Origin of the sequence: Streptomyces spinosus (assembly GCF_020400655.1) — a bacterium.
GTDB classification, from domain to species: Bacteria; Actinomycetota; Actinomycetes; order Streptomycetales; family Streptomycetaceae; genus Streptomyces; species Streptomyces argyrophylli.
The window spans coordinates 105,793-130,073 of the sequence record NZ_JAINRC010000006.1 but is presented as its reverse complement, the minus strand read 5'-3'; the positions used below and the strand labels follow the sequence as shown (position 1 = coordinate 130,073).

17 protein-coding genes are annotated in these 24,281 nt (G+C 73.2%); 6 read left to right on the top strand and 11 right to left on the bottom strand.

From position 1 onward, the window contains the following. Positions 1–9 precede the first annotated feature (9 nt). Positions 10–1,317 (bottom strand): hypothetical protein, encoded by a 1,308-nt coding sequence (locus LG395_RS13620; protein WP_225809565.1) that lies wholly within the window; start codon positions 1,315–1,317, stop codon positions 10–12. 310 nt (positions 1,318–1,627) lie between these two features. Further along, on the bottom strand, positions 1,628–2,653 hold the full coding sequence (locus tag LG395_RS13615) for a TrmB family transcriptional regulator (RefSeq protein WP_225809564.1): 1,026 nt from the start codon (positions 2,651–2,653) through the stop codon (positions 1,628–1,630). Positions 2,654–3,218: 565 nt separating this feature from the next. Here LG395_RS13615 and LG395_RS13610 point away from each other — a divergent pair. Next, positions 3,219–5,555 (top strand): M4 family metallopeptidase, encoded by a 2,337-nt coding sequence (locus LG395_RS13610; RefSeq protein ID WP_372463228.1) that lies wholly within the window; start codon positions 3,219–3,221, stop codon positions 5,553–5,555. A 150-nt stretch (positions 5,556–5,705) separates the two neighbouring features. Here LG395_RS13610 and LG395_RS13605 read toward each other — a convergent pair whose 3' ends face one another. Further along, positions 5,706–6,233 carry a hypothetical protein gene (locus LG395_RS13605; protein ID WP_225809562.1) on the bottom strand — a complete coding sequence of 176 codons (528 nt, stop codon included), beginning with the start codon at positions 6,231–6,233 and terminating at the stop codon, positions 5,706–5,708. Between the two features lie 852 nt (positions 6,234–7,085). Between LG395_RS13605 and LG395_RS13600 the strand changes: the two genes are divergently transcribed. Together LG395_RS13600 and LG395_RS13595 are read left to right on the top strand one after the other, a co-directional pair. Beyond that, positions 7,086–7,292: a hypothetical protein gene (locus LG395_RS13600; RefSeq protein ID WP_225809561.1), complete on the top strand. Its 207-nt coding sequence runs from the start codon at positions 7,086–7,088 to the stop codon at positions 7,290–7,292. A gap of 175 nt (positions 7,293–7,467) precedes the next feature. Continuing rightward, on the top strand, positions 7,468–7,914 hold the full coding sequence (locus tag LG395_RS13595; RefSeq protein ID WP_225809560.1) for a glutaredoxin domain-containing protein: 447 nt from the start codon (positions 7,468–7,470) through the stop codon (positions 7,912–7,914). 86 nt (positions 7,915–8,000) lie between these two features. Here the strand turns inward: LG395_RS13595 and LG395_RS13590 are convergent, their stop codons facing one another. From LG395_RS13590 to LG395_RS13565, 6 genes are all read right to left on the bottom strand, one after another. Then, positions 8,001–11,012: a glycosyl hydrolase gene (locus LG395_RS13590; protein ID WP_225809559.1), complete on the bottom strand. Its 3,012-nt coding sequence runs from the start codon at positions 11,010–11,012 to the stop codon at positions 8,001–8,003. 449 nt (positions 11,013–11,461) lie between these two features. After that, complete coding sequence (locus tag LG395_RS13585) at positions 11,462–13,102, bottom strand: alkaline phosphatase D family protein (protein WP_225809558.1); 1,641 nt, start codon at positions 13,100–13,102, stop codon at positions 11,462–11,464. A 277-nt stretch (positions 13,103–13,379) separates the two neighbouring features. Continuing rightward, complete coding sequence (locus tag LG395_RS13580) at positions 13,380–13,955, bottom strand: AMIN-like domain-containing (lipo)protein (protein WP_225809557.1); 576 nt, start codon at positions 13,953–13,955, stop codon at positions 13,380–13,382. Between the two features lie 145 nt (positions 13,956–14,100). Next, complete coding sequence (locus LG395_RS13575) at positions 14,101–14,727, bottom strand: nucleotidyltransferase family protein (RefSeq protein ID WP_225809556.1); 627 nt, start codon at positions 14,725–14,727, stop codon at positions 14,101–14,103. 160 nt (positions 14,728–14,887) lie between these two features. Continuing rightward, on the bottom strand, positions 14,888–15,175 hold the full coding sequence (locus tag LG395_RS13570) for a hypothetical protein (protein WP_225809555.1): 288 nt from the start codon (positions 15,173–15,175) through the stop codon (positions 14,888–14,890). Between the two features lie 133 nt (positions 15,176–15,308). Beyond that, positions 15,309–15,695 (bottom strand): nuclear transport factor 2 family protein, encoded by a 387-nt coding sequence (locus LG395_RS13565; RefSeq protein ID WP_225809554.1) that lies wholly within the window; start codon positions 15,693–15,695, stop codon positions 15,309–15,311. 137 nt (positions 15,696–15,832) lie between these two features. Here LG395_RS13565 and LG395_RS13560 point away from each other — a divergent pair, with 137 nt between their 5' ends. Both LG395_RS13560 and LG395_RS13555 read left to right on the top strand, forming a co-directional pair. Then, the gene (locus tag LG395_RS13560; protein WP_225809553.1) at positions 15,833–16,600 is read left to right on the top strand and encodes a hypothetical protein; all 768 of its coding nucleotides are present in this window, start codon (positions 15,833–15,835) and stop codon (positions 16,598–16,600) included. 35 nt (positions 16,601–16,635) lie between these two features. After that, positions 16,636–17,910 carry an MFS transporter gene (locus tag LG395_RS13555; RefSeq protein WP_225809552.1) on the top strand — a complete coding sequence of 425 codons (1,275 nt, stop codon included), beginning with the start codon at positions 16,636–16,638 and terminating at the stop codon, positions 17,908–17,910. Between the two features lie 68 nt (positions 17,911–17,978). On the opposite strand, the gene LG395_RS13550 is transcribed toward LG395_RS13555, so the two are convergent. Continuing rightward, a complete protein-coding gene (locus tag LG395_RS13550) occupies positions 17,979–19,097 on the bottom strand; it encodes an FAD-dependent oxidoreductase (RefSeq protein WP_225809551.1) in 1,119 nt (372 codons plus the stop codon). A gap of 53 nt (positions 19,098–19,150) precedes the next feature. Between LG395_RS13550 and LG395_RS13545 the strand changes: the two genes are divergently transcribed. Next, positions 19,151–19,843: a TetR/AcrR family transcriptional regulator gene (locus LG395_RS13545; RefSeq protein WP_225809550.1), complete on the top strand. Its 693-nt coding sequence runs from the start codon at positions 19,151–19,153 to the stop codon at positions 19,841–19,843. Between the two features lie 176 nt (positions 19,844–20,019). Here the strand turns inward: LG395_RS13545 and LG395_RS13540 are convergent, their stop codons facing one another. Next, positions 20,020–24,279, bottom strand: a complete 4,260-nt coding sequence (locus LG395_RS13540; protein ID WP_308071246.1) for a carboxypeptidase regulatory-like domain-containing protein — start codon at positions 24,277–24,279, stop codon at positions 20,020–20,022. Between the last annotated feature and the right edge of the window lie 2 nt (positions 24,280–24,281).

Here is a 24,281-nt window from a genome sequence, read left to right as displayed (position 1 = left end):
CGGAGCGGCTCACCGCCGGCTCTTGACGTCCCACAGCGTCCGCTGGATGGGGCCGGCGGAGAGGTCGACGAGACCGTACCGGCTCACCAGCTCGCGTTGTTCCTCTCCGGACACCTGGCCGCGGCTCTCCTCACCCTTGCGTGCCACGCTCGACTGCACGGCCGCACCGTGCGTGCCGAACCTCCAGTAGACCGTGACGTAGCGGGGGTCCCTGGTGTTCTCGTCGATCGCGTTGTTCTCGTGCACGCGGGCTCGGTAGACGAGGGAGTCGAGGCCCTTCTTCTGCTGTTCCCTCACCCACGACGCGACGTCGCCGCCCTTCCAGGAAGTGGTCATGAACCGGAGCGGTGGGTCCAGCACGATCTGGTCCTTGCGCGCGAGGCTCGCGGTGGCGTAGAACGCCACCTGGTCGTAGCGCGTGTCCATGGGCAGCTGCACCACCACGCGCGTGGTGAAGGCGTCGTCCGCCTCGATCCAGTCCCCGGGAAACGCCCACGGTTTCGCCTCCACCATGTCGCCGGGGTGGTAGATCTCCCTGCGGGAGAGCGGGTTCACCTCCCCCGAGGAGTGCGCCCACTGCTCGGCGTCCTTCCGCCACTGCTCGCGGGACCGGTCCTTCGTGCTCAGTTGCACCCGCAGCCCCATGGCGTGGAATTCGGTGCCGAGGACGTAGAACCCCCCGTCGGCGTGGTTCTGGAGCGTGATGTCCACCGGTACGGCGAACGCCTTGTGGTCCGCCCTCGGCACGGGCTGCCCCACGGACAGCGTGATGATGGGCCGGGTCTCCCGCCGGTAGGGCAGATAGAGGTTCTGGTAGGCGAAGTTGGTGAGCGCGAAGAGCGTGGAGACGACCAGCGCGGCGGCCACCCTCTTCGGCGCGGGCACCGACGCCAGCGTCCGCCACACGGCGAAGGCGGCCCACGCCGCCCCCGCCGCGAGTACGCCGAACAGGACCGGGAAACGCAGGTCGTCACCGTTCTTCAGGGTCCGCAGGCACAGCAGGGTGTTCGGCAGGAACGCGGCGAACGTGCCGACCAGCGCGAGCAGGCCGGAGTACTGGAAGCTGTGCCGGACCCAGTGGTCCAGGGCCGCCACGGCGCCCAGGAGCGTGGTGAACGCGAACAGGACCAGGACGGCGCCGGTGAGGCGACCGGGGAAGGTCAGGGCGTGGGCGAAGTCGTCGAGGCCGAACCGGCACAGCACGAGCGTCGTCAGGAGGAGGACCAGGAGGGTCACCGCCAGGTCCAGCCGGGCCCGCCGGGTCTTCAGCGAGGGTGGACGCGGATGCGGGCCGGGCCGAGGTCTGAGCGGGGTCATCGCGCGATCGTCTCCTGGGGCCACCGGCCGTCGCGGCGTCCTGCGGTGCGCCGACGGTGACGGCCACCAACGGTTCGCGCACCATGGTCCGCGGTGATCCCCCCGACGTGTGTCCGCCCGGCCAGGAGATCACCGCTTCGTGTCGCACCCTGTGGTCCGGACGACGCAGCACGTCCACCGCCGCCCCGACGTGCCGACGTCACCGCGCGGGCCCTCCGCGCAGCCCTGCCTGGTCCGCCCGGGTGCCCTGGACGCACCCCTCACGGCACGCCGGGACGAGCCGTGCCGCCGACCCGTCACCGTCACACCGTCATTCCCCCTCGCCCGCGTCCGTGGGCCGCGGGAACACCGAGGACTCCTCCAGCCATCCCCGGCGGGCGGCCTGGACCGCGGCCTGGAAGCGGGTGGCGGCACCCAGTTCGGTCATGAGGCGGCGGATGCGGCGCTGGGTGGTGCGCTGGCTCCAGCCCTGGGCGCGGGCGATCGCCGCGTCCGAGGCGCCCGCGGCGAGCAGCTTGACGAGGGCGAGGTGGTCTAGATGGCCGGAGGCGGCGGGCGGGGCCGTGGGCGGTGCGGGGGCCTGGAGGGGGGAGCCGCGGTCCCACTCCGCCTCGAAGAGCGCTTCCAGCGCGGTCAGCATCGGGGAGCGGTGGACCAGGTACGCGGTGAGGTGCCCGCCCGGGGCGAGACTGAAGGGGATGACCGCCTGCGCGTCGTCGGCGATGACGAGTTTGATCGGCAAGTGCGCCCGCACCCGGGCCTGTTCGCCGGTGCGTATGCTCGGCAGGATGTCGTCGGCCAGACGGCCCGGCCAGGCGACCGCACTGCGGTCGTAGAGCACACGGTGGGCGACGCCCGAACGCTGTCTGCGGCGCTGGTCGTCCAGGTTGCTGCCGGGGCGGTCCACGTAGGGCGGCCGGTCGAAGGTGCGGATCTGACGGCGGGCGCCGGCGGTCAGCCTGCGGACGGCGGCGCTGATGTCGTCACGGCCGCGGAGCACCTCCACCGCGATGTCCGGGTCGGCGATCCGCAGGGCCTCGCGGTGTCTGTCGGTCAGCCGGCGCACCAGCGCGCGAGCGGCGTCGAGCTGCCGTTCGCGTTCCTTGATCAGTTCCGTGACCGAGACATCGGGGGCGGTGGCGGCGAAGCGTGGGGGGCGGCCTGCCGATCTGGTCGCGAGGCCCGCTTTCACCAGCACGGACAGCAGCCGCCCCGCCGCGCTCGTACTCGTCCCGCAGGCGCTCGCCACCTCGGAGGCGGTGCTGTGGGGCAGACCGATCAGCGCCGTGTAGACACGTTGTGCGTCAGCGTCGAGTCCGACGACGTCCAGTTCCATTGAGCCATCCTCGCCGCGCGAAAAGGGGCGTTGTGCCGCCGTGACGCGGGGCCGGCGCCTCGGCGCACGTGTGCGCACCGGCGTCGGTCACACGACCCGACCGCCGTGGTGAACGGAGCGCGGCCCTGTCTTGTTCCATGCCGTACGCGGCACGGCACGCGCCCGCCCGCCGGCCGTGTAACCCCTTTCGGTTACCGGCGCAGGCATCTTCTGTTTCCACTGCGCCACTTGCTGGCCGATAGCTGCCACCTGGCGAAAACCGGCCACCTCGACACCCTAGCGCCGCTTCCGCATGCGTTGGCATCTTCACTCCGGTGAGGCGGTGTTGACCGTCAGATGGCGCTCGGCACACGTCCCCTGGAACGTGTGGTTGCGCGTACGGCCCGCTGGCGCGCCGCACATCTGAGGTCCCGCCGGCGAGGCCGTGGCCTCCGGCCTCCCCGTAACAGCGGCCGTCCGCACCGACGGACGGCCGGACGGAAGGACTCTTGGGTTGAATCACTCCCGTAACAGGGCCGCGTCCCCCCTGGGTGAGCGCGGGCCCCGACGGCGCCTGGCCGCGACCGTGGTGTTCACGGCCGCGGCACTCGCGTTCACCGCGCTGCCCGGCTCGGCCGGTGCCGCCCCCCTCTCCCACGCACCCGAGGGCACCCGCGCGACGGGAGCGCCCCGGCAGATCAAGGCGGTTGTCAGGCCGGGGTCCGGGAGCGTCCGCCTGTCGCCCGGGCAGCGCCGGCGGCTGCTCGACCGGGCGGCCGAGGCGGCGCCGGACACCGCCCGTGCACTGGGTCTCGGCCCGCAGGAGAAGCTGGTCCCGAAGGACGTGGTCCAGGACGCCGACGGCACGGTCCACACCCGCTACGAGCGAACCTATGCCGGGCTGACCGTGATCGGCGGGGACCTGGTCGTCCACCAGCGGCAGGGAGCGCGTACCGTCACCTACGCCACCAGGAAGAAGCTGACCCTGGCGACGACCGAGGCGAAGGTGCCGGCCGCCACCGCGAAGAAGGCGGCCCTGAGCAAGGCCACCGCGAAGGGCACCCACAAGGCGGCCACGCACACGGCCCCCCGCAAGGTCGTCTGGATGCTCGGTGACCAGCCGAGACTGGCCTGGGAGACGGTCGTCACCGGCGTGCAGCAGGACGGCTCCCCCAGCGAACGCCACGTCGTGACGGACGCCGCGAGCGAGGCCGTCCTGGGGAACGCCGAACACGTGGAGTCCGCCCAGGGCAACAGCCTCTACAGCGGGCAGGTCACGATCGGCTCCACCCGCCAGGACGACGGCACGTACACCCTGACCGACCCCCTGCGCGGTGGTCACCGCACGCTCGACTCGAGCGTCACCTCCAGCGGTGTCCCGTTCACCAGCGACGTCGACGTGTGGGGCGACGGCACGGCGGCGAACCCCCAGACCGCGGCGGTGGACGCCGCGTACGGCGCCAAGACGACGTGGGACTTCTACCTCGACCGGTTCGGCCGCAACGGCATAGCCGACGACGGCCGCGGCAGCACCTCCCGGGTCCACTACGAACAGCAGGCAGGAGTCCCCCTCGCCAACGCCAACTGGCAGGACGGCTGCTTCTGCATGAGCTACGGCGACGGCGCGGACGGACACCACCCGGTGACCTCCCTGGACATAGCCGCACACGAGATGACGCACGGAGTCACCTCCGCCACGGCCGGACTGGGCGACTACGGCGAATCACCGGCCCTCAACGAGGCGGTCAGCGACATGATGGCCGCCGCCGTGGAGTTCTACGCCGACAACCCGAACGACGTGCCCGACTACACGATGGCCGAACTGGACGACCTGCACGGCGACGGCAAGCCCATCCGGTACATGGACCTGCCCTCCAAAGCCGGCATCAGCTCCGTCGGTTACGCGCCCCTGGACTACTGGACGCCCCAGGCCAAGGCGGACGAACCGCACATGGCGGCCGGGGTGGGGGACCACTTCTTCTACCTGCTCGCCGAGGGCAGCGGGCGGAAGACCATCAACGGCGTGGCCTACGACAGCCCCACCTACGACGGGCTGCCGGTGGCGGGCATCGGGCTGACCGGCGCCGCCGACGTGATGTACCGCGCGCTCACCGTCTACATGACCAGCACCACCGACTACGCCGGCGCCCGCACCGCGACGCTCCAGGCCGCCGCCGACCTCTACGGTTCGGGCAGCGACGCCTACGAGGCCGTCGCCAACGCCTGGGCGGCCGTCAACGTGGGGACCGGCTTCGTCCACCACATCGCCGTCGAGCCGCCGCCGACCGAGCCGGTGGCCGTCGGCCAGCCCGTCAGCCGCCGGATCATGGCCTCCAGCAGCCGTCCCGGCCGGCTGACCTACTCCGCCAGGTCGCTGCCCCGGGGGCTGTCGATCGACCACGCCACCGGCCTGATCACCGGTACGCCCGACAAGGCCGGCGACTACAGCTCGGCCATCGTCATCACGGACGCGGCCGGGGACACCCGGAACCTCTCGTTCACCTGGACCGCTCTCGAATCCGGCGGCCATTTCTTCGTCAACCCCACCACGTACGTGATCCCCAAGTGGGGCACCGTCGAGTCCCCGCTGGTCGTCCGGGGGAAGCCGGGCAAGGCACCGAGCGACCTCAAGGTCAAGGTCGACCTCGACCACGGGTTCAGCAACGCCATGGTGATCGACCTGATCGCCCCCGACGGCACCGTCATCAACGTCAAGCCCTGGGGACCCTGGGTGCTCACGCCCGAGCTGCACGAGACCTACACGGTCGACGCCTCGGCGGTCACCAGGGTCGGCACCTGGAAGCTGCGCGTGACCGACGGCACCCCGGGCTTCTACGACCTGGACCCGGGCCATCTCCAGCGCTGGAGCCTGGACTTCTCCGGCACCGGCCCCTCGGCCGCGACCGGCGCGTCCGCCCGCTAGAAGCGCGTAACCGCCACCGCTCGGCAACCAGGGTCCACCCCCTGGAGACCGAGCGGTGGCCACGAGCGTAGAGGCGGCAGTGGCGGGCTGTTCGGCCACGTGCAGCTGAGGCAGCTGCCACCCGCCCGGGGGCCGGCCTCGCGGGAGGGGTCAGAGACAGGACCCCTCCTTGTCGACACTGTCGGTCCGGATGCAGGACGTCCCGGCGGTATACCGGCCGCCGCGGTCGAAGACCTGGATCACCGACGGTTCGTCGATCCGCCACCAGGCAGCGAACGCCTCGGCGATGTACTGGGACTCCTTCTCCAGCGCCATGACCTCGTCCGTGGCACCGTCGGCCTCGTAGTCGACCGTCGGATAGTCGGACGCCACCTCGATGGCGGGGTACGCCTTCCGGGAGAATCCCCGCCACTTCTCCAGGTGCCTGACCGCCTTCTTCTCATGGGCGGTCCCGTGCTCGGCGACGAAGCGCCGGAACTGCTCGAAGGTACCGGGGGTGTTGGCGATCTCGTCGAGGGACAGGGTGACCTTCTTCGGCTTCGGCTTCGGCTTCGGCCGGGTGGGCTTCGGCGAGCCGTCCGCGACGCCGGAAGCGGCGCTGTGCCTGGTCGCCGACGCGGTGTCCGGCTTGCCGCCGTCTCCGCCGCCGCACGCGGACACCATCGAACATACGAGCACGACGGCCATAAGGATGCCGCATCGGATGGCCGAATCTCTGCTGCTCTTGCTGCTGCCCACGTACCGATCTCCGTCGAGTGCCGGAGGGGTCACCGACAGGCGTCAACGCAGGTAGGTGCCCCCCACATCCAGTGTCGCGTGATCGTACATGCGGCCGGAACGTGAAGAGATCGCACCCCTGACGTGGAGGGGGCCACGCGGGCACCTGGCCGAATCGAGCCCATGGGGCCACGCGCGTACCGGCTGCCGCCGCCTGACCCGGGGGTCGGCCTACTTCGGCAGAACCTGACCTTGATCCGTCACGTAGTAGTCGTTCCTCCAGGACCGCGCCTCCCGGGAAGAACGAGCCCACGGCAACCGCGACAACGCCGCCCCACAGGGTCGCCGGCCGCTTCCACCAAGGCCTTTCCACACCGGCCAGGAAGCGCTGGTACTCCGGGTCGTCCCCGTACTCGTCCCGCCAACCGTCCGGCGAGTCACCCGAATCGGCCGAGGTGTGCGTCGCAGGCGGGTCGGACGGGCGCGGGGGAACGGTGGGGGGAAGTGGTGACGATTCTCCACGGGGGCCTGGTGACCACGTCCCGATGTGGCTCGAGAGGAATGCGGCCAGGACCGCGCGACACGGTTGGGTGTGACCGGGCCGACCGGGGCCGAAGTGGCGGGCGGTGCCGCGCCCCGTGCCTGCCGGGCGGCGGCCCACGAACCGCGTTGGCGGCCCGCGGTGCCGTCCTGACGCGGCGCCCTGCCTCGCGGGTTCTGTGGCGAGCGCCCATGCTGGGGGAGAGGCGCCGTCGTCTTGAGACGCGTCCTTCCCGAAGGCCGAACGAGGGCGCCTGAGAGGAGGAGGAAGTCATGCGCGTGCGAAGGATCCTGGGCCTCGCCCTGGCGGCGGCCACCCTGGCCGGCGTGAGCGCCGTCGGCGTTGTCGGCGCCGAGGCCGCCTCGTCTCCGAACATCTCCAGGGACGACTGCACAGCCGCCGGCGGACAGATCGTTTCACGTCCCTACGCCGGCGAGTCCTGCTCGCTGCCGGACGGCACCGCGCAGCCCATCACCTGACCGGTCCGCGCACGGCTGGGCATCCAGTCCGGCCGGTGCGCCCGGCGGGATGGACATGGGGTGACCGGCAGTCTCCGCATCCTCTGACCGGGCCGGCCGGCCCGGCCCGGCCGCCGACGGCCGCGGACCGGCCTGGGAACCACTCCGTGACCACGTACCGGTAGCCTGCGTCACCATGATGCGAGCCTGGATGCTGCCGGTACTGTTCGTGCTCAGTGGCTCAGCCGTCGCGACCGGGCGGATCCTCGCGGGGAGCCCCGGCACGGCCGCAGCACTCCTGACGGCGTCCCTGGTACTCGCCGGGGTGAACTCGCCCCTGGTCTTCCCGAGGTCGGTCGGTGCGCGCGAGGCCCAGCGCCGCAGCGCGCTCGACGGCCGCCCGGTCGTTTACTGGCGTCCGGGCTGCACGTACTGCATGAGGCTGCGTCTCCGGCTGGGCCGTGGCGCCCGCCGGCTGCACTGGGTCGACATCTGGCGTGATCCGGCGGGAGCCGCAGTGGTGAGGGCGGCCAACGACGGCGATGAGACCGTGCCGACCGTCGTCGTGGCGGGCCGGCCGCACACCAACCCCGATCCCGCCTGGGTACGCGAACAGCTCCGGTCCGGGCCGCCGCCGCACTGAGGCAGGCAAGGGCTCGTCTGCCCCGCGCGCGTGCGCGCCCGCGCCCGCGACGGGGCGCACCGGCCGGAGCCGGTGCGCCCTGTGGCTCAGGACACCACGGCCTGCGCGTACGGAACGAGCCGGACGGGACCGACCAGGCCGTGGTCCTGGCGGGCCGTCGTGCCGAACACGGACGGCTGGGCGACCCGGAGCCGGTTGACGAGCGGCGTCGCCACTTCGATCTCGATGCCGTTGGTCCCGCCGCGCAGGTAGGGGCCGACGTCGATGACGGGGTGCAGGCGGTCCACCGCGGGCACACAGGTGCCGTTGACCGTGACACGGACGGTGTCGGAGACCTGCCCGAGTTCGAGGACGGCCCCGTGGGACGCGGTCCAGTCGTCCGGCAGGGTGACCTCGGTGCGGTAGCGGCCGACGCCCGCGGAGTCGGCCAGCTCGGGAATCCCCGACCACGGCGCGAGCGCGTCCAGGGTCAGGGTGCGCCGGACGCGCTCGGTACGGGTCGGGTCCGGGCCGGGGTACCAGTCCTCGACCTGTAGTTCCCACGCCGCCGGGGTGATCGGGCCGGGCACGGGCGGCAGGGTCGTGGTGACCGTGCGGCCGTCGGACAGGCGGGTGGTGCGGGAGCGGGTGCCTGCCGCGCCGGCCCGCACGGTCAGTCCACGGCCGGTGAACAGCACGTCGTCGGCGTCCGAGGCGACGGCGTGCGGACGGTTGCCGTAGCGGTCGCCGAACAGTCCGGGCCGCCCCAGTGCGACGATCACCGTCTCCCCGGGCTGGAGCGTGACGCGCAGGGTGACGTCGTCGCCGTCCTGGGTGTAGCGGGCGAGCCGCACCGCCCGGCCCGTCCAGGCGTCGAGGAGATACGGCACGGTGGCCCCGCGCCCGCGCGTGCCGCGCAGGGTGACGTCGTGGTCGATCGCGGCCACCGCGGGCTTGACGGTCTCGGCGTGCTTGCCGTTGCACAGGTAGTAGAAGTCGGCGTCGTCCGTGGTCCGGTGGGCGTTGAGGAGCGTGGAGGAGGTGGCGTAGCGGACGTCGGGGGTGACACCGAGCTCGGCGAGCGCGTCGCCGACGGCGGCCTTGTCGGTGACACGGACGACGCCCGGCAGGGCGAGCAGCCGGCCCATCAGGGCGCGCAGCCGGTCGGTCTCCCCGTCGCCCGGCACGCCGGGGGTCAGGGCCTGGTCGAAGGCGCCGAGCAGGACCACGGGCAGGCCCGCCTCGGCCAGCTTCAGCAGCTTGCGCGCGTCGCTGACGGCGAGCGTCGGGGTGGAGCCGTAGAAGAAGTCGCCCTCGACGAACAGCGCCTTGTAGGCGGGCCCGTCGGGCGCCAGCCGGCCGGCGCGGACGGTGGCGCTCGGCAGGTCGAGCAGCGGGCCGCTGAGGAACTGGTGGGTCCAGCCCAGGGGGATGCCGGTGGCGGTGAACCAGGACGCGCCGATGCCGGTGGCCGTGTAGCCGGTCTGCCGGAAGACGGCGACGTCGGCGCGGGCGGTGCCGGCCTGCAGCACACGGTGCACGCGGCCCAGGTAGCCGGAGACGTCCTCGACATGGCCCCAGGTGGGCTGCCGGGGACCCCACGACTCGCCGTAGCCCGGGGCGCCGTTGTACGGGCTGAAGGCGGCGAACCCGGGCCAGCTCACCCGCGGGGCGGTGGCGTACGAGAATCCGTGCACGACGGTCTGGTTGACCCCCGCCGCGTACGCGCCGCCCATCGTCCGCAGGAAGCGGTCCCACGTGGTGCCGTACGCCGAGCCGTTGTACGCGCCGGCCTCGCAGGACAGCACCGTGCGCCCGGCCATGTCACGGCCGCCGGCCAGGCAGCGGTAGTCGTCGAGGTTCTTGAAGCCGAGGGACTCGCCCTCGGGGACGTCCAGGATCGCCGCCGAGGCGATGGCGTCCGTCTGCAGTCCGTAGGGCTGCGAGCGCAGGGCCATGCCCAGCGAGTGCGCCCAGGTCCTGAGGGCGAGCAGGTGGTGACGGTTGAACAGGTCGGAGACGGTCTCCCAGAAGTCGTGCCTGATCTGCCGGGTGACCTGGGCCTCGAAGGCGAAGACCTGGTTGCCCTTGTCGAGGACGACGGCGGGCAGGTACGGCAGCAGGGGGCGCCCCGTGCGTTTCTCGAACGCGTCGGGCAGCTGCGCGGTCCAGGTCAGGCCCTCGGTCTCCAGCTCCACCGAGTCCTCGAAGAACGCGCCGCCGGCGGCTTTCAGCAGGACCTTCAGCGAAGGCGTCAGCAGGGAGTCCCAGTAGTCCGTGACGGCGGCCGTGCCCGCGGGGCTGAAGTGGTCGACGGCGTAGGCGGCGGGCGAGGAGTGCGGGCCGGACTCGGGCTGCTGTCCGGAACCTCGCTGCCAGTAGGAGATCAGGACCCAGTCGCCGTCCGCGGGCGCGGTCCAGGTGAGGGCGCCGCCGGTGACGGTGGCGGTCAGGTCGCGGACGCCGGCCAGGTCGAGGCCGGTCTCCTTGCGCGTGGAGTTCGCGGTGTCGACGCGGGCGGCCTGGACGGCGAGGAGCTGCCGGCGGGTCACACCGGAGGCGGGCGCGCGCACGGGCTCCGGGACCGGGCCCTGGTAGGTGGTTCCGCCGGGGACGAAGACGCGGCCGTAGGCGAGTTCCTGGGCGGCGGCCGCGTCGTCGGGGGTGAGGCCGGGTACGGCCACGGGCCAGCTCGGGCCGAGGGTGAGGTCGACGGTGAGGCCGCGTCTCGCGGCGCGGCGCAGGGCGGCCTCGACGCCGTCCAGCCACGGTCTGCTGCCCCAGCCGTGGCGGGCGGTGTCCAGCACCGACTTGTCCTTGATGCTGTGGTGGACGGCCGCGATCTCGACGCCGCCGAAGCCGGCGTCCGCTATCTGGTCGGTCTCGCGGGCGATCTCGTCGGGGTCGACGAGGCCGTCGGGCCACCACCAGCGGAACCTGGGGCGCACCGAGCGCGGGGGGTCGGCGAACCAGTCGGCGGCGGGAGCTGGTCCGGCGCCGGCGGGGAGGGCGGTCGCGGCCGGCGCCGCGGCACCGACGGCGGCGGCACCCGCGGCCAGCGAGGCGGCCAGGACCGCGCGCCGCGACATCCCGCCGCGCTGCGAGACGAGTTCATGCATGTGCGCCCCAAAGGGTGAGTCGGGCAGAGGTTCTTGACGTGCTGCGGCAGTGCCGAGAGGAATTGAATCGTTTCATTTGAATCGTTTCAATTCTCTGTAAACGCCGGAACGCTAAGCCCCGCGCCGAGGTGGGGTCAAGAGGTCGGCTCCCGAAAACCGCGCCGCTCGTCTCACGGTGGCCGGGAACGGTCAGTTAGTCCGGCCGGTGTGCCAGGGGTGCCCCTTGTCGACCATGCCGTCGGAGGCCCAGCAGAACAGCGGGAACCCGAGGGCGCGAGATCGCGGAACGTGACGGCGTGCTGATGGTACCGGCACCACCAGCACACCGAACGCTTCCTATGCCGCCCGGTCCCGTTGTCGACCGGCCCGTGCCGCCGGCCCGCCACGGACTCACCGGTCCCGAGGCAGGAGGAGACGGCCCGTGGGCGGCCCCGCTGCCGTACCGGGCGTCAGGCCGGCTTGAGTCCCGGCGCCCCGGCTTCCGTGACGAAGGAAGCCGCGGTCGCGACGGGTGCGCCCGGCCTGGTGACGTAGGGGACGGTCTTGAAGTCGGCGCGGGCCGCTTCCTGGCCGAGCGTGACGGTCACGTAGCCGCGCCGGCCGTTGTAGAACCTCATGTGCGGGTTGGCCGCGAGGTAGGTGGCCCAGTTGCCGGGCCGGTCCGCCCCGTCGCGCCCGCTGGTGATCGACGTGGTGACGATCTCCGTGCCCACGGTCCGGGAACCGGGGTCGCGGAAGTCGCGCTTGACGTCGAACGCGTAGTGCACGTGCACGTCACCGGTGAGGACCATGAGGTTCTCCACGCCGACGGCCTCGGCGCCCGCCAGGATCCGCTCGCGGGAGGCCGGATAGCCGTCCCAGGAGTCCATGGAGACCTTGGACGGCGTGGCGGTGGTGTTGTACCGCTGGGAGAAGGTGACCTGCTGCGGTACGACGTTCCACAGCGCCCGCGAGGCACGCCAGCCGTCGATCAGCCACCGCTCCTGCGTGGCGCCGGTCAGCGTGCGCGCCGGGTCCTCGGACTCGGGACCGGGGTACTGCCAGCCGTCGCCGTAGGCCTGGTCCGAGCGGTACTGGCGGGTGTCCAGGACGTCGAACTGGGCGAGCCGGCCCCAGTGCAGCCGGCGGTAGAGACGCATGTCGGAGCCGGTGGGCAGCTGGGGGCGGCGCAGCGGCTGGTTCTCCCAGTAGGCGCGGTAGGCGGAGGCGCGGCGCAGCAGGAACTCCTCGGAGGAGCCGCCGTCCTCCGGGGTGTCGCCGGCGTAGTTGTTCTCCGTCTCGTGGTCGTCCCAGGTGACGACGAAGGGGTGCGCGGCGTGCGCGGCCATCAGGTCCGGGTCGGACTTGAACAGCGCGTAGCGCAGCCGGTAGTCCTCCAGCGTCACCGTCTCGTGGTTGAAGTGGGCCGGGAGGGTCCGGTCGGTGTAGTTGCGGTCGTTGCCGGTGGCGTTGACGGCGTACTCGTACAGGTAGTCGCCCAGGTGGAAGACGACGTCCACGTCGTCCTCGGCGAGGTGGCGGTAGGCGGTGTAGTAGCCGTCGGCGTACGCCTGGCAGGAGACGGCGCCCAGGGTGAGCGCGCCGGGACGGGCGCCGGGCGGCGGGGCGGTGCGGGTGCGGCCGGTGGGGCTCAGCCAGGAGCCGGCCCGGAAGCGGTAGAAGAAGACGCGGTCCGCCGGCAGGTGGGGGACCTCGACGTGGACGGTGTGGCTGAACTCGGGGTGGGCCGGGGCGGTGCCGCGCCTGACGATCCGGCGGAAGTCCACGTCGTGGGCCAGCTCCCAGTGCACGGTGACGCGCTGCGCGGGCAGTCCGCCGTCGGGCTGGTACGGCTGCGGGGCCAGCCGGGTCCACAGCAGGACCGAGCCGGGCAGCGGGTCGCCGGAGGCCACGCCCAGCGTGAAGGGGTCCTCGGTGATTCTCCGGGCGTCCAGCTCGGCGGCGGCTGCCGTGCCGGCGGCCGGCAGGTTCACGGCGAAGGCGAGCGCGGCGGCGGCGCCGGTGACGGTGAGGAAGCGGCGCCGGCCGAGGTGCCTGGCGGCGGTGCGGAGTTCGGGGGCGTGCTGGGACGGGTGTGCTGCGGATGTCATCCGGTCTCTCCCCTGTCACGGTGAATGCAGGGGTAGTCGACCCGGCCGTGACTGCCGCGACGGGGCAACAGCCTGGCAGGAACATGACGTTCACATGGCGGAAGGACATGTTCCGGCACGTCGGCCCGACCGGTGCGGCCGGCACGCAATCCGTTCACGCCCCCCGCGCAAGGCCCCAGCGGCGGCCACGCCACGGTGCCCGACGAAGCACCGGCCGGCCGAGCCGGGCGGCGAAGGAAGGCGACTGCGGTCTTTGTGCCGGGGAGCCGGGCGCGGGCTAACTCGTCCAGCTGTGGGCCACGTCGACCACGACCCGGCCGTCCAGTCGGCTCACCCGGAACGGCAGTCGGGCGCGTACACCCAGACCGACCTGCGTCCGCCCCTCGAAGGTGCCGCCGAACCGGGCGTCCCGGAAGGTGCGGTACCCGCTGACGTTCACGCCGGGCAGGGCCTCGCCCACCTTCCCCGGATAGGTCGGCTTGCCGGCCTCCAGGTCGTAGCTCCACGCGTCGACGTGGATGTCGAGGACCGCCCCGCCGGCGACCGGTACGTACCGGCCGGAGGGGTCCGCGTGGAACCGGTCGACGTACTGGACGTGGTAGCCGATGCGGTCGCCGCCGCCGGGCACGTCGAACACGATGCGGTCGTAGCACTCGTGCTGTCCGGTCTTGATGTCCGTCAGGTGCTCGGCCCCCACGGCGGCACCGCCCTTGGCGCCGCTGCCCCAGCCCGTCGGGCAGGCCGCCACCGCGCGCGGTCCCTCCACCGGGGCCGCGCCCGCGGTGCCCGCCGCCGTCACCAGCGTGGCTCCCGTGAGCGCCATCACCGCCACTGCCGCTCTCGTACGTCGCATCGTGTCCCCCTTGGCCGAGCCTGGTCGCGGAACTCTGATGCCAGGTGAGACGGCCCGCCGCGCCGGAAGGTTGTACGTCAGACAGGGACAAAAGCGGCGATCTTGTGCGCCGGTGCAAGCCGTGCCACCAGGCGCGCGGCCCGCGTCAGCCGACGGACGAGGCCGGCGTGCGGCTCGTGGAGGGCCAGTCCAGAACGGTCAGCTCGGGCCACCGCTCCCGCCACCGCGCCGCCTTGGCCTCGTAGACCGCCCGTGGAGCGAGCACCGGGTTCGGCCGGACGACGAGGTTGAACACGTCGGACAGGCCGTGCGGCGCGTACACGCGCCACTGGCCGTCCGCCTCCACACGCACCCCGAGGCAGCAGGTCGTCGCGGCGAAACTGTCGATCGCCGCCTCACTGGAGTCGTACGGGGGACACGGGACACCGAACTTGTCCTGGTACCAGAGGTGGACCCGCGCCTCGTTGCGGATCTCCACCTCCGCCGGCAGGCCGGCGAAGACCGTGCGGCCGGCCTTGATCACCGAGTCCTCGGCCTCCCAGGAGAGGTCGCCGTCGTCGAAGTAGAAGAGGTCGTAGTCCTTGATCCCGTTGGTCGGCGGCCGGTCCGTGACGACGTTCCACACGGTCTGGAAGAGGCAGCCGGCCGTCACGTACCACCCGGGCAGGTCCAGCGTCGCCGCACGCGACAGAACCTCCGTCAACACGTCGTTACGGGACAGCACCACGCGCAGGGACTCGAGTTGCCGGTCGAGGGGGAGTCGGCTGATCACCAGCCCTGCTTACCACAGCCCGCCCGCCGGACGGGCCGGCTGCGTGAGCCGGCCGCGCGGCCGGCGCCGTACCGGCGCGGAGACCGGCACCGTCGTGAGCGGCGTGCCGCCTCTCGCCCGCCGTCTGGACGGGGATGCCCCGCGCGCGGTGCGGCCGGGCTCAGCCGAGACCACGATGTGCGGCCCACAACTCGCCGGCACGGCTCGCGGCTTCGGCCACCAGGGCCGCCAGTTCGGGCCTGTCGGGGACGGGGAAGGAGACGTATGCGCCCCGGCCGCCACCGACCGGTCTGCCGTAGGCTTTCACGGCGAGGTGACCGTCGGGGAGGAGCCGGACGTTGAGTGTGGTCAGCGTGAACTGCTCACCGCGTCGAGTGTCCGTCCAGCGGAGTGCCTCGGGGACCGTGACATTGATCGCCAGAGCACTCACGTGCAGGTCGCCGCTCATGGACGGATGATCTCACGCGGGGCGCCGCCCGCGGCCGTCGCCGGCTGATGCGGCGGCCACTTCCGTCACGAACACCCGTGCCGTGGAACGCGGTTGTGCCGCGGCCGATCTCGTCGCCGAGGTGCCGGTGACCCTATTCCACCCCGGGCGGCACGCGCGTGGCCTGGTGGTAGTACATCCGCCAGCCCGCGGCCGGGTCGCTCCTGCGCCAGATCGAGCTGTGCCTGGTCCTGCGGTCGCCGAGCACGGTCTCGAAGGTCAGGTGCACCAGGCCGGGCGCGAGCAGCACTCCCGAGATCTCCGAGGGCTCGTATCGGGCACCGTCCGCCGAGCTGCCCGGGTGGTCGGGCAGTTCGGCGAGCATGGCCTCGTACGTCCACCGCCGGCCCGACCCGCCGACCTCCACGAACTCCGGGTCGAGGAGCCGCGCGGCGCGTTCCCGGGAGGAGCGGACGCGCGGGTCCATGAGCTGCAACTCGCCCGCGATCGCCTGGTTCACGTCGTCTGCTGCACTGTCCATGGACGTATCCTCACCGGACTCGCGGGTCCCGCCGCAACCCGTTTCGCCCGCTGCCACGGGGTGCCCGGTGCGCGGAGCGGTCCGCGTGGTGAAGTGTGGGCGTCAGACAACCCCGAGAGCAGGGAGCGTTCGTTCCGATGACCACACAGCCCGCACGGCCTGAGCGCGCCGGCCCCCGGACCGCCCCGGTCGTGGATGTCCCGCCGTTCACGCCTTCTCTCGTCAAAGCGGTGTTCAGGGACGTGACCTCGATGCACGTCTCCCGGTCGGCCGCCTGGGCCGCCGCGTCGGTGACGCGGACCGTGCTGACGGAGATCATCGGCGGTGCGAGGAGAGCGGCGGCGGAACAGGCCCGGAAGAAGCTGGTTCCCGGTGACCTCCTCTCGGCGATCGACCGGAACGTCGAGCTGGAGGTGGGGAGCACGTGGTACGACCACAGTCCGACGTTTCGGGGCCTGACCGGTGTGCTGTACGACGCCGAGGGTGTCGTCGTGCCTTCCCGTGGGCGCGGCAGGCCGCGCAGGCCGAGTGCCGTGGTCGGCGCCCACAGGTTCGAGGCCGGGGTCAGGAAGCTGCTGCGGAGCCAGGGGGTGACGGCCGTCCCCGCGATGGTCCGCGACCTCGACGGCATCGCGAGCGTGTTCCTGACGGACCTCGCCCGGGACGCGGCCATGGTCGTCCGCGAGGGCGGGGTCCAGCGCTCCGGGACGGTCACCCTGGTGACGCCGGGCGAACCGGCCCCGCCCCCGTTCCCCAAGGACGCCTACGGGGCCCGGTCCGTACGCAGGGGGGACGGGCGGACCATCGGCAGGGACGACGTCCTCGCCGCCACCACGGTTCAGTTGCCCGGCGGCGACCTCAGGCGGCGGGCCCTCACCGAGGCACGCGCGGTGACGGAAAACTGATCCAGACGAGAGGCCCTAGTCTAGGGTTCGTCGCCATGACGATCACTTCGAGAAGGCCGGCGCTGTGGCGTGACCAGCGGTTCGTTCTGCTCGCGGCAGCGCGGACCGTCTCGGTCCTGGGCAACGGGTTCGCCCGGGTGGCGCTGGCCTTCTCCGTGCTGGCACTTCCCGGTGCCGGCCCGGGCGAGCTGTCCTTGGTACTCGCCTGCCAGTCCCTGCCGCAACTGGTGTTCATCCTCCTCGGAGGCGTGGTCGCCGACCGGATGTCACGGTCTCGCCTGATGGTCGTCGCCGACGGCGTCGGGGCGTTCGCCTATGCGGGACTGGCGGCGATGACCCTGACCGGGCACGCGCCCCTGGTGCTGATGTGCGGCCTCGCGGTGATGGCGGGGCTCGCGACCGCGCTCTTCGCGCCGGCGATGGACGGTGTCGTGCCGCTCGTGGTCCCGGCGGACCGGTTGCAACGGGCCAACGGTGTGCTGCGGATGAGCACCAACACGTGCCTCTTCCTCGGACTCGCGCTGTCGGGCGTGGTCGTCGCGTGGGCCGGCGCGGGGTGGGCCCTGGCCCTGAACGCCGTCTCGTTCGTGGTCAGTGCCGGCCTCACGGGTCGCCTGCGGCTGCCCGCGAGGCCGGTGAGGACGTCGTCCGTGCGGACGGACCTGCGGGAGGGCTGGGAGGGGTTCACCTCACGGCAGTGGCTGTGGGTGGTGGTCGCCCAGTGCACGGCCGTGGTCGCCGTCTTCAGCGCGACCCTCGGAGTCCTCGGGCCGTTGGAGGCCCAGCGGCATCCGGGCGGGGCGCGGTCCTGGTCGGTCATCGTGGCCGCCCAGGCTCTGGGGGCCGTCGCCGGCGCCGGGCTGGCCGCGCGGGTCCGGGTCCGCCGACCGGTCCTGGTCGCGGTCATCGCCACGTTCCCGGCGGCGCTGCCCATGGTCTTCCTGAGTGTCTCGGCGCCGGTCTGGCTGACCGCCGCCGCCACCTTCTGCGCGGGTGTGGCCGGCGACGTCTTCAACGTGCTGTGGTCCAGCACTCTGCAGCGCGAGATCCCGGAACAGGTCCTTTCCCGGGTCAGTTCCTACGACCTGCTCGGATCCCTGGCCTTCGCCCCGCTCGGCCTGCTCGTCGCCGGCCCCGTCGCCCAAGGCGTCGGCCCGAGCACGGCTCTGGCCGGTTGCGCGGCCGTCGTCGTCATCGCCACCCTCGCCGCCCTGGCGTCCCCACAGGTCAGGTCGCTTCGGCACGCCGCGTCCCCGCCGCCGGCACCGGCCGCCGTAGGCGAGCGGACCGGTGAGGAAGTCGCCCGCTGATCCCCGCCCGTCCGAAAACGCGCGCAGCCGTGACGAGTTGACGGTGCCGGCGCTCCCGCGCCGGGCCGTCAGGACGGCTGGACCCGGTCGAAGACGGCGAGGGCTTCGGCGGGGTCCGGGCTCACGAGGCGTTCCAGGCCGGCGGTCGTGATCTGCGCCCACCTGCCGGCCCGTGCCCACATCGTCTCCTCGAAGGCGCGGACGGCCTCGTCCGGATCGTCCGGGCCGGCGGCGATGGACTCGGCGAGTTCGGCGCCTTCCAGCATCGCGAGGTTCGCGCCCGCCCCCAGCGGGGGCATCAGGTGGGCGGCGTCGCCCAGCAGCGTCACCCCGGGCACGTGGGTCCAGGTGTGGGACACGGGCAGGACGTAGAGGGGGCGGTGCACGAACGCGGTGCCGTGGCGGAGGAGGTCGAGGACGGGCTCGGCCCAGCCGTCGAACAGCGCCAGCAGGCTCGCTCGCACGGCCTCGGCGTCGGCCGGGTCCAGGCCCGTGTGCCAGTCCAGCGGTGCGCGGAACCGGGCGTACACCTTGACGTGGCCGCCGCTGTTGCGCTGGGCGACCAGAGACCGGTTCGCGCCGTAGACGGCGACGGAGCCGTCGCCGGTCAGCCGGGCGAGGCCGGGATGGCGGGTGTCGACGTCGTCGAGGGAGGTTTCGACCGAGGTGACGCCGGTGTAGTGCGGCGTGGCCGGCGAGACCGCGGGGCGCACCCGGGACCAGGCGCCGTCCGCGCCGACCACGAGGTCGAACGTCTCCTGCCGCCCGTCCGCGAAGTGGACCAGTACGCCGTCGGGCGTCCCCGGCACCACCCGCGTCACGCCCCGCCCCCACTGGACGTCCAGGGTGCCGAGCAGCAGGTCCCGGAGCTGCCCGCGGTCGATCTCGGGATTGGCCCGCTCGCCCGGACGGGGCCGCCAGTCGCGCAGGACGGTCCCGTCCGTGTCCAGGATGCGCATGGCCTGTCCCTCGGGGCGGGACAGCGCCTGGAACTCCGCGAGCAGCCCCGCCTTCTCCAGCGCGAGCTGACCCAGCCCCTGGTGCAGGTCCAGCGTGCCGCCCGGGGGGCGCGCGTCCGGGGCGGGATCGCGTTCCAGGACGGTGGCCGAGCAGCCGTGACGGTGCAGGACACGGGCGAAGGCGAGGCCGCCGGGACCGCTCCCGACCACTGCGATACGTTGTCTCATGTCGATACACCGTATTGATGCCGTACGGTGTCTCGCAACAGTACGATTGCGCCATGACTGTGTGGGACAAGCCGGCGCCGCCGCCTCGCCCCGTGCCGCTCGACCGGGAGCGGATCGTCGCCGCCGCCGTCGCGCTGGCGGACGAGGGCGGGCTGGAGGCGGTGTCGCTGCGCAAGGTCGCCGCCCGGCTGAACGCCGGCCCGATGCGGTTGTACGGATACTTCTCCACCAAGGAGGAGCTGTTCGACCTCATGGTGGACGAGGTCCAGGCCGAGATCCTCCCCGAGGAGCAGCCCGGTGACTGGCGGGAGGCCCTGCGCGTCCTCGCCCACCGCACCAGACGGAGCGCTCTGCGGCACGAATGGTTCGCCGACCTGCTGGGCGGCCGCCCGGCCCTGGGCCCGAACGGCCTCGCCGTGACCGAGGCCTGGCTGGCCGCCCTCGACGGCCTCGCCGGCATCGACACCGTCATGCGCGCGGTGGAGACGGTCAGCGCCTACGTCATCGGCGCGATCAGACGTGAGATCGCGAACCTGCGGGCCGAGCGCGCCACGGGCCTGTCCAAGCGCGACTGGCAGCGTGCCTCCGGTCCGCACGTGACGGACATGCTGGCCACGGGCCGCTTCCCGGCACTGGCCAAGGCCGTGTACGACGGCACGGACGTGGACGCCGAGACGTCCTTCGCGACCGGTCTGGACTGGGTCCTCGACGCCGTGGCCGCCAAGCTCACCCGGCCGCCGGCCTGACGCCTCGCCCACGCCGGAGCGCCGGCCGCGGACACGACGCCGGCAGCCGTGCCCGTCCCCGGCGCCGCCGCCGCTGATCGCCCGGAACGGCCACGAGCCCGCTCGCAGGGCTGCTCGCAGGTGTGACCGTGGGGCCGGCCGGGTGTCCGGCCGGCCCCACGGTGCCGTCGTGCCGGTTACCGCCTGGCGAGGGCGAGGTCGGCGGTGACGTCGGTCGCGCCGTGCGGGTGGACGGTGCGCCGTCCGGTCCGGTGGCCCTCGGCGTCCGCGGTGACGCCGATCGTGGTGGGCGCGTCCATGAGCCACACCTCGTAGCGGCCGTCCACGGCGGTGCTCAGGGTGTGTGTCGCGCCCCTCGCGGTGACCTCCACCTTCGCCCCGGCGAGCGGCGCCGCCGACGGACCCGCCCCCGTCACCGTGCCGGTGAGGTGGACCGCGCCCCGCGGCGGCACCACCGTCATGGTGACGGGCACGGTCACGGCGCCGTACGGGCTGTCGCTGTCGATGATCAGCCGTGCCCGGTGGACACCCGCGTCGGCGGGCCCCATCGCGCGGGCGTCGGCGGTCACCGTCAGCCGGACCGTCCGGCCGGGGGCGACCGTCGTCGTCCCGGTCCTCTCGCCGAGCCACGGCACGTCGGCGTGCGGTGTGTCCCAGCCCGGCAGCACCTGGGCGCCGGACTGGACGACGCCGTCCGCGCCCTGTCCGCCCAGCACGTACCAGCCCGGCGCGGACGCCGCCGCGTACAGCGGTTGCGGCAGGTTGGGCAGCGCGGTCCAGGTGTCGGTGACCGGGTCGTAGGCGTAGGCCTCGTTGGTGAGGGCGCCGGCCCCGGTCAGGATGCCGCCCGCCGTCAGCAGACGGCCCCCGGCGGTGGTGCCGGCCGCGCCCCAGGTGTCGACGGGCGGGTCGGCGATGGGCGTCCAGTGGCCGGCGCCGGCGTCCAGGGCGTAGCCGACGGCGGTCGCCCGCGGAGTGCCGCCGTCACTCTGGGAGACCCCGCCCGCGCAGTACACGGTCGCGTCGACGGTGCCGCAGGTCTGCCACGAGGTCGGCGTGGGGTAGGCCGGACCGGAGGACCAGGTGTCGGTGGCCGGGTCGTAGACCTGCACGTCACCGGTGCCGCAGCTGAACTGCGCGCAGCCGCCGACGACGTACAGCTTGTCGCCGGCGACCGCCGTGGCCGAACCGGCGTAGGCGACGGGCTCGTCGGCGATCGCCGACCAGGAGTCGGTCGCCGGGTCGTAGACCTCGCCGCCCGCGACGGGCTGTCCCGCGGCGTTCTTGCCGCCGGTCACGTACAGCTTGCCCCGGATGAAGCCGGCCGCCGCCTCGTACCGCGCGGTCGCGGCCGGGGCCAGGGTCTTCCAGACGCCGGTGGCCGGGTCGTAGGAACGCAGGGCGTTGCTCCACCGGCCGTCGGCGGTCGCGCCGAGTCCGGTGTAGACGACGCCGTGGTAGGTGGCGGCGATGCCGCCCGCGGTGCCCTGGGGAAGGTCCGTGACCGGCTGCCACGCCGGGTCGGCGGTGACGGTGGCGGTGGCCGCACCGGAGGCTGCCGTGGTGGTCCGGGGCGTGTCCAGCGGGCCGGCCCCGGTGGCCGCGCGCCTGCGCGGGGCGCCCTTGCCCGTCGCCGGGGTCCCGGCGCTGACGTTCTGCTCGCCGAGGGTGACCGTGGCGGGGGCGCTGCCGTTGTCGCGCAGCCGGAGGGTGATGTCGCTCTTCGTGCCCCAGGGGACGGTGACGCCGATGGCGGACGGTTTGACCTCCAGCTTCGCCGGACTCAGCCGGAAGTCGGCCGTCGTCACGGCGTCCTTCCGGACCCGCACCGCGCGGGTCTGCGCCGGATAACCGAACCCGGCCAGGTCCGCGGTGAACTCCTGCCGGCCGGTGCCGGAGGAGAAGGCCCAGTACAGGCCGTCGCCCACGGCCGGGTCGCCCGGGGAGGCGATGCTCCGCCCGCTGTCGGCGGGGGTGCGGCGGGCGGCGACCGTCGCGCCGAGCACGCCGGCACCCGTGTGGGCGTCGCGGACATGACCGGTCAGCAGGCCGCCGGGCACGACGTCCAGAGCACGGGTGCCGAGGGCGACGTTGTCGACCTGCCAGAAGCCGGTCAGGGAGCCGGTGTAGTGGAACCGGACGCGTACGGACTTCTCACCCGCGTACTTCGTGAGCGCCACCTTCTCGTGCGCGGGGCCGTTCACGACGTCCGTGTGGTGCCAGACGTTCTCCCAGGTGGTCCCGGAGTCGGTGCTGACGTCGACGTCGGCGGTCGGGTCGTTGAAGCGGTAGCTGCCGGGCAGCGCCGTGTCGAACTCCAGGGCCGGGTGGGTGAGGGCCGAGAAGTCGTAGGCGGGGCTGATGAGTTCGGTGTCGACGGGGGCCCAGCCGAGGGCGTAGTCGTCGGTCTGGGCGAAGCGGCCCGTGCCGCCGGTCTGGTTGCCGCGGGTGAGCGGGTCGCCGAAGTCCCAGCCGCCGGCGCCGGTGTGATCGACCACGCTCCAGCCGTCCGGTGCGGTGGCCTGGTCGAAGGGCTGGAGGCCGCCGCCGTGGTAGGAGACCGCGTAACCGGGCGGGAGGACGCCGGTGCCGGTGAGCGGCAGCTCCAGGTCCGCGGTGCGGCCGGCCGACCTCAGGTCGGCCTCGGCGGTGGCGGGCCGGTACCCGGGGTACAGGCCGGTGGCCCGCACGGTGTACTTCGCCCCGCGGGGCAGCCGGATCGCGTAGTGACCGGTCGCCGGGTCGGTGAACGCGGTCCCGGGCACTCCGTCGACGGTCAGCCGGGCGTACACGCCCCAGCCGTGCCCGCCGCCGTCGCGGACGCTGCCGGAGAGGGTCACGGTGGGTATGGCGTCCAGCGCCGCGTCACCACGGACCCGGGCGCCGTCGGCGACGTCGATCTCCCCGAGGTCCTTCTCGGCGTAGCCGAAGGTGCTCACGGTCAGCCGGTACGTGCCGGGCGGTACGACCAGTGACCAGGTGCCGTCGGCGCCGGACAGGGTGTGGTAGTCCCCCAGCCGCACGGTGGCGCCGGGGATCGCCCTGCCGCTCGCGCGGTCGGTGACCGTGCCGGCGACGGTGCCGTGCGCCCCGGGCCGGAAGGCGGCCAGGCCGTCGGGTGTGCCGAGGCCGGTCGGCCCGTCGTAACCGGGGCCGGCGGTGCAGCTCCTCGCGGGTTCGCAGTGCGGGACCGGGCCGGAACCGCACAGTCCGGAGTCGCCGCAGCTCGCGTCGTCGCCCTCGGTGACGTCGTGCAGGGCGCCCGGGGTGAGGTAGGGGTAGGAGGCGGGGTAGGTGCCCTCGGCCGGGGTGCCGGCCAGCGCGTAGACGCCCGCGATGATGGGGGCGGAGGCGCTGGTGCCGCCGTACACGTTCCAGCCGGCGTCGGAGAAGCTGTTGTAGACGGCCACGCCGGTCGTGGGGTCGGCGACCGCGCTGACGTCCGCGACCGAACGGCCCGCGCAGCCCGTGTCCGGCTGGAACGACGGCTTGGGCTCGACCGCCGAGCAGCCCGATCCGGTGGCACCCCACGACGGCTCGCCCGAGGGGGAGGTGGCGACGGTGTTCCAGACCTTCTCCGACCAGCCGCGGGCGGTACCCGGGTCCCGGGTCAGCGAGGTGCCGCCGACCGAGGTCACGAGCGGGGAGGAGGCGGGGTAGCTGACGCCGTACCCGCTGTCGCCGGAGCTGAAGAGCAGGGCGGTGCCGGGATGGTCGAAGTACGCGGCGTCCAGGGCGGGCAGGCTCGCGTCCTCGTGGTAGGCGCCGTAGGAGTTGGAGACGTAACGGGCGCCGAGCGCGACCGCCGTGTTGACCGCGGCGCCCAGGTCGTCCGTCGAGGCGCTGTCGGCCTCCACGAGCAGGATGTGCGCCTTGGGCGCCACCGCGGACACCATGTCCAGGTCGAGGGAGATCTCCCCCGCCCAGCCGTCGTCGGGCACCGGGTGGTCCGCTCCGCCGCGCTGGTCGGTCTTGCGGAAGCAGCCGTTGTCCGTGGTGCAGGCGGGCAGCCCGTACTGCGCGCGGTAGGCGGCGAGGTCCTGCTCGGCGCGGGGGTTGTCGTAGGCGTCGACGATCGCGATCGTCGCGCCGGCGCCGCCGTCGGCGGGCAGGGAGTAGGCCGAGCGGAGGTCCGCGGGGCCGTAGCCCTCGGGGGTGACCGTGCCGTCGGCGCGCACACGTGTCCTGGTGGCGCCGGTACGGCGGACGGCGAAGCAGCCGAAGTGTCCCGGACGGGGCGTGCCGCACAGGGCCTCGGTGTCGGGGGTGCCGGGAGTCGCGGGGGAGGAGGACGCCGCCGGGGGCGCGGCGGGGGCGGCCGATGCCGCGGCGGCGGGCAGTTGGGCCGTGAGCGCGGCCAGCAGCACGGCCGTGACCGCGCCCAGGACGGGTCTCGCGCGGCCACGGCCGGGGCGCGGGACGGGAGGTCTACGCACGG

What these genes read in the sequence shown, in the direction of transcription:
- LG395_RS13580 (WP_225809557.1), bottom strand. Translation starts at nt 13,955, where the DNA reads ATGCGACGTACGAGAGCGGCAGTGGCGGTGATGGCGCTCACGGGAGCC.
- LG395_RS13570 (WP_225809555.1), bottom strand. Translation starts at nt 15,175, where the DNA reads ATGAGCGGCGACCTGCACGTGAGTGCTCTGGCGATCAATGTCACGGTC.
- LG395_RS13595 (WP_225809560.1), top strand. Translation starts at nt 7,468, where the DNA reads ATGATGCGAGCCTGGATGCTGCCGGTACTGTTCGTGCTCAGTGGCTCA.
- LG395_RS13560 (WP_225809553.1), top strand. Translation starts at nt 15,833, where the DNA reads ATGACCACACAGCCCGCACGGCCTGAGCGCGCCGGCCCCCGGACCGCC.
- LG395_RS13590 (WP_225809559.1), bottom strand. Translation starts at nt 11,012, where the DNA reads ATGCATGAACTCGTCTCGCAGCGCGGCGGGATGTCGCGGCGCGCGGTC.
- LG395_RS13555 (WP_225809552.1), top strand. Translation starts at nt 16,636, where the DNA reads ATGACGATCACTTCGAGAAGGCCGGCGCTGTGGCGTGACCAGCGGTTC.
- LG395_RS13565 (WP_225809554.1), bottom strand. Translation starts at nt 15,695, where the DNA reads ATGGACAGTGCAGCAGACGACGTGAACCAGGCGATCGCGGGCGAGTTG.
- LG395_RS13550 (WP_225809551.1), bottom strand. Translation starts at nt 19,097, where the DNA reads ATGAGACAACGTATCGCAGTGGTCGGGAGCGGTCCCGGCGGCCTCGCC.
- LG395_RS13620 (WP_225809565.1), bottom strand. Translation starts at nt 1,317, where the DNA reads ATGACCCCGCTCAGACCTCGGCCCGGCCCGCATCCGCGTCCACCCTCG.
- LG395_RS13545 (WP_225809550.1), top strand. Translation starts at nt 19,151, where the DNA reads ATGACTGTGTGGGACAAGCCGGCGCCGCCGCCTCGCCCCGTGCCGCTC.
- LG395_RS13600 (WP_225809561.1), top strand. Translation starts at nt 7,086, where the DNA reads ATGCGCGTGCGAAGGATCCTGGGCCTCGCCCTGGCGGCGGCCACCCTG.
- LG395_RS13585 (WP_225809558.1), bottom strand. Translation starts at nt 13,102, where the DNA reads ATGACATCCGCAGCACACCCGTCCCAGCACGCCCCCGAACTCCGCACC.
- LG395_RS13615 (WP_225809564.1), bottom strand. Translation starts at nt 2,653, where the DNA reads ATGGAACTGGACGTCGTCGGACTCGACGCTGACGCACAACGTGTCTAC.